This window comes from Methylibium sp. T29-B (assembly GCF_000576225.1).
Taxonomy (GTDB): domain Bacteria; phylum Pseudomonadota; class Gammaproteobacteria; order Burkholderiales; family Burkholderiaceae_C; genus Methylibium; species Methylibium petroleiphilum.
On sequence record NZ_AZSN01000225.1, the window covers coordinates 1 to 4,301 of the forward strand.

Consider the following 4,301-nt stretch of genomic DNA (forward strand, 5'->3'; position numbering starts at 1 on the left):
CACCTGCAGGGCGGCGGCGTCCTGGGCCAGCGCGCCGCCGGCGGCCAGGCTGGCGGCCAGCGCGGCAGCGGCCAGCGTCGATCTCGCAAGCAGTGTCTTCATGTCGTTCTCCTGGTTCCCCGGTCTCGGGCCGGAGCGCATGGTGCCAGCATGCCGGCCCTTTGCATATTTGCGGTGCAACTATCGATCCGCGCCCGCCGACAGCAGGGGTGTGTCATGCGCCACCAGGTAGGCCTCGGCCTCCTCGAGGATGAAGTAGCGGAAGGCCTCGGCCGACGGCGACAGCAGCTTGGACAGCAGGTGCACCACGTTCCAGCTGCGCATCACCGGGGCGCCCTCGACGTCGACCAGGTGCAGCAGGCCCGACCGCAGTTCGAGCCCCACCGTGTGCAGCGACAGGAAGGACAGGCCCATGCCGGCCATCACCGCCTGCTTGATGGTCTCGTTGCTCGACATCTCCATGCTGATGCGCGGTGCGAAGCGGTGCTCCTTGAAGAAGCGCTCCATCGCGTTGCGCGTGCCCGAGCCGGGCTCGCGCACGATGAAGGGGTAGGGCGCCAGCGCCTCCAGCGGCGGGTGGCCGAAACGCAGCAGCGGGTGGTCGGGCGGCGCGATGAACACCAGCGGGTGCGCCGCGAACGGCTCGGCGCGCGTGGCCAGCTCCTTCGGCGGCCGGCCCATCACGGCCAGGTCGCACTCGTTGGCGTGCAGCAGGTCGAGCAGCTGCTCGCGGTTCTGCGAGACCTGCAGGCGCACGTCGATGCCGGGGTGCTCCTCGCGAAAGCGCGCCAGCAGCCGCGGCACGAAGTACTTGGCGGTGCTCACCATGCCGATCGTCAGCAGCCCGGTTTCCAGACGCTGGAAGCGCGCCATCGCGTCGTCGGCGTCCTTCAGCGTGGCCAGCAGCCGCTTGGCGTAGACCAGGTAGTACTCGCCCGCGGTGCTCAGCGAAACGCCGCGCCCGCTGCGCTCGAACAAGGGCAGGCCGACCTGCGATTCGAGCTCCTTGACCTGCATCGTCACGGCCGGTGGCGTGAGGTGCAGCGCCTCCGCCGCGCGCGCGAAGCTGAGGTGGCGTGCCACCTCGGTGAAAACCCGAAGCTGGCGGAAGGTGACGTTCTTCATTAAGGCAAATGTGAAGCCGAAGCCAAGAAGATATGAATTCCTCTTAGTCCAATACGAACCTATCTTGTGCCCCAGGCCGTGTCAATCGAACCGGACCAGCAAGGAGGCCGTCTTGAACAAGCCGATGGAAGACGCAGCGATCACCGACGTCAAGAAGCGCTACAGCGCGGGCGTCCTGAAGTACCGGCAGATGGGCTACTGGATGCCCGACTACGTGCCGAAGGACACCGACACGATCTGCCTCTTCCGCATCACGCCGCAGGACGGCGTGGACCCGGTGGAGGCCGCGGCTGCGGTGGCCGGCGAGTCCAGCACCGCGACCTGGACCGTGGTGTGGACCGACCGCCTGACGGCCTGCGACAGCTACCGCGCCAAGGCCTACAAGGTGGAGCCGGTGCCGGGCATCCCGGGGCAGTTCTTCGCCTGGGTGGCCTACGACATCATCCTGTTCGAGGAAGGCTCGATCGCCAACATGACGGCAAGCCTGATCGGCAACGTGTTCTCGTTCAAGCCGCTGAAGGCGGCGCGGCTCGAGGACATCCGCATCCCGGTCGCCTACGTGAAGACCTTCAAGGGCCCGCCGACCGGTCTGGTGGTGGAGCGCGAGCGGCTCGACAAGTTCGGCCGCCCGCTGCTGGGCGCCACGACCAAGCCCAAGCTGGGCCTGTCGGGTCGCAACTACGGCCGCGTGGTCTACGAGGGCCTGAAGGGCGGCCTCGATTTCATGAAGGACGACGAGAACATCAACTCGCAGCCTTTCATGCACTGGCGCGACCGCTACCTCTACGTGATGGACGCGGTGAACAAGGCCAGCGCGGCCACCGGCGAGATCAAGGGCAGCTACCTGAACGTGACGGCCGCGACCATGGAGGACATGTACGAGCGCGCCGAGTTCGCCAAGGAACTGGGCAGCGTGATCGTGATGATCGACCTGGTGATCGGCTACACGGCGATCCAGAGCATGAGCAACTGGGCGCGCCGGAACGACGTGATCCTGCACCTGCACCGCGCCGGCCACGGCACCTATACGCGCCAGAAGAACCACGGCGTGAGCTTCCGCGTGATCGCCAAGTGGATGCGGCTGGCCGGCGTGGACCACATCCACACCGGCACCGCGGTCGGCAAGCTCGAGGGCGACCCGATGACGGTGCAGGGCTACTACAACGTGTGCCGCGACAGCGTCACGAAGCAGGACCTGCCGCGCGGCCTGTTCTTCGACCAGGACTGGGCCGACCTGAAGAAGGTGATGCCGGTGGCGAGCGGCGGCATCCACGCCGGCCAGATGCACCAGCTGATCGACCTGTTCGGCGACGACGTGGTGCTGCAGTTCGGCGGTGGCACGATCGGCCACCCGCAGGCATCCAGGCCGGGGCGGTGGCCAACCGCGTGGCACTGGAATGCATGGTGAAGGCGCGCAACGAAGGCCGCGACATCAAGAACGAGGGCCCGGAGATCCTGCGCAAGGCCGCGCAGTTCTGCGCGCCGCTGAAGCAGGCGCTCGACACCTGGGGCGAGATCAGCTTCGACTACACCCCGACCGACACCAGCGACTACGCCGTCACGCCGGGCGTGGCCTGACAGGGAGTACCCGACCATGATGACCAACCCCACCGGCCGCCTGACCCAGGGCCAGTTCAGCTTCCTGCCCGACCTGAGCGACGCCGAGATCACGCTGCAGATCGAGTACGGCCTCGGCAAGGGCTATGCGTGGAGCGTGGAGTACACCGACGATCCGCACCCGCGCAACACCTACTGGGAGATGTACGGCAACCCGATGTTCGACCTGCACGACGCCGCCGGCGTGCTGATGGAACTCAACCACTGTCGCAAGACCTTCCCGAACCACTACATCCGCCTGATGGCCTTCGACTCGACACGCGGCATCGAGTCGATCGCGATGAGCTTCATCGTAAACCGTCCTTCGAAGGAGCCGGGCTTCATGCTCGATCGCCAGGAAAGCAACGGCCGCACGATGCGCTACCAGGTGCGCGGCTACGCCGCCGAGCAGCCCGAAGGCGAACGCTACGGCGAGCGCTGAAGCACGCTGACGAGTCCGCCATGAACCAGCCGCTGTACGCCATCCCCGGAGCCTCCGAGGCCGTGCCGCCGGCCTCGGTCGCCGCGGCATCGGCGTCCGGCGCGACGACGGTGGCCGAGGTGCTGGCCGACAGCCAGGTGGAGGCGGTGCTCGACGAGCTGGACCGCGACCTCATCGGCCTGGCACCGGTGAAGCAGCGCATCCGCGACATCGCCGCACTGCTGGTGATCGACAAGCTCCGGCTCAACCTGGGCCTTGCGGCGCAGTCGCCGTCGCTGCACATGAGCTTCACCGGCAACCCCGGCACCGGCAAGACGACGGTGGCGATGCGCATGGCCGAGATCCTGCACCGCCTGGGCTATGTGCGCAAAGGCCATCTGGTGGCGGTGACGCGCGACGACCTGGTGGGGCAATACATCGGCCACACCGCGCCCAAGACCAAGGAAGTGCTGAAGAAGGCGATGGGCGGCGTGCTGTTCATCGACGAGGCCTACTACCTGTACCGCCCCGAGAACGAGCGCGACTACGGCCAGGAGGCGATCGAGATCCTGCTGCAGGTGATGGAGAACCAGCGCGACGACCTGGTGGTGATCCTGGCCGGCTACAAGGACCGGATGGACACCTTCTTCAAGTCCAACCCGGGCATGAGTTCGCGCGTCGCGCACCACCTCGACTTCCCGGACTACAACCAGACGGAGCTGCTGAGCATCGCCGACCTGATGCTGCAGCAGCAGAACTACCGCTTCGACACGGCTCCCGGCGCCGACGCCCGCGCGGCCTTCGGCGACTACCTGAACCTGCGCATCGCGCAGCCGCACTTCGCCAACGCACGCAGCGTGCGCAACGCGCTGGACCGCGCGCGCCTGCGCCAGGCCAGCCGGCTGTTCGCGGACCGCCACCGGGCGCTGAGCCGCGACGACCTGACGACGCTCAGCGCCGACGACATCCACGGCAGCCGGCTGTTCCAGCGCGGCTGACCCACAAGAACACCACACTGCACAGGAGCCCCCCATGGACCCCATCGAGCTCGAGCAATGGCTCTCGGCGCACCCTCCGGCGCTGGCCGACGTGATCCGGCACGTGGCGGCGGCCTGCGCACGCATCAGCCGGGCGGCCGCGCGCGCGCCGCTGGCGGGGC

3 protein-coding genes and 1 pseudogene are annotated in these 4,301 nt (G+C 67.6%); 3 read left to right on the forward strand and 1 reads right to left on the reverse strand.

The window, feature by feature from the left end; genetic code table 11:
- Positions 1-180: 180 nt before the first annotated feature.
- Complete coding sequence (locus tag Y694_RS20025; protein ID WP_011829076.1) at positions 181-1,125, reverse strand: LysR family transcriptional regulator; 945 nt, start codon at positions 1,123-1,125, stop codon at positions 181-183.
- A 124-nt stretch (positions 1,126-1,249) separates the two neighbouring features.
- Between Y694_RS20025 and Y694_RS20030 the strand changes: the two are divergent.
- The 3 genes and pseudogenes from Y694_RS20030 (at position 1,250) to cbbX (ending at position 4,140) form a co-directional block, all read left to right on the forward strand.
- Positions 1,250-2,703, forward strand: a pseudogene (locus tag Y694_RS20030) (form I ribulose bisphosphate carboxylase large subunit).
- 16 nt (positions 2,704-2,719) lie between these two features.
- The gene (locus Y694_RS20035) at positions 2,720-3,163 is read left to right on the forward strand and encodes a ribulose bisphosphate carboxylase small subunit (RefSeq protein WP_011829078.1); all 444 of its coding nucleotides are present in this window, start codon (positions 2,720-2,722) and stop codon (positions 3,161-3,163) included.
- Positions 3,164-3,183: 20 nt separating this feature from the next.
- Positions 3,184-4,140, forward strand: a complete 957-nt coding sequence (gene cbbX / locus Y694_RS20040; protein ID WP_036235802.1) for a CbbX protein — start codon at positions 3,184-3,186, stop codon at positions 4,138-4,140.
- Positions 4,141-4,301 lie beyond the last annotated feature (161 nt).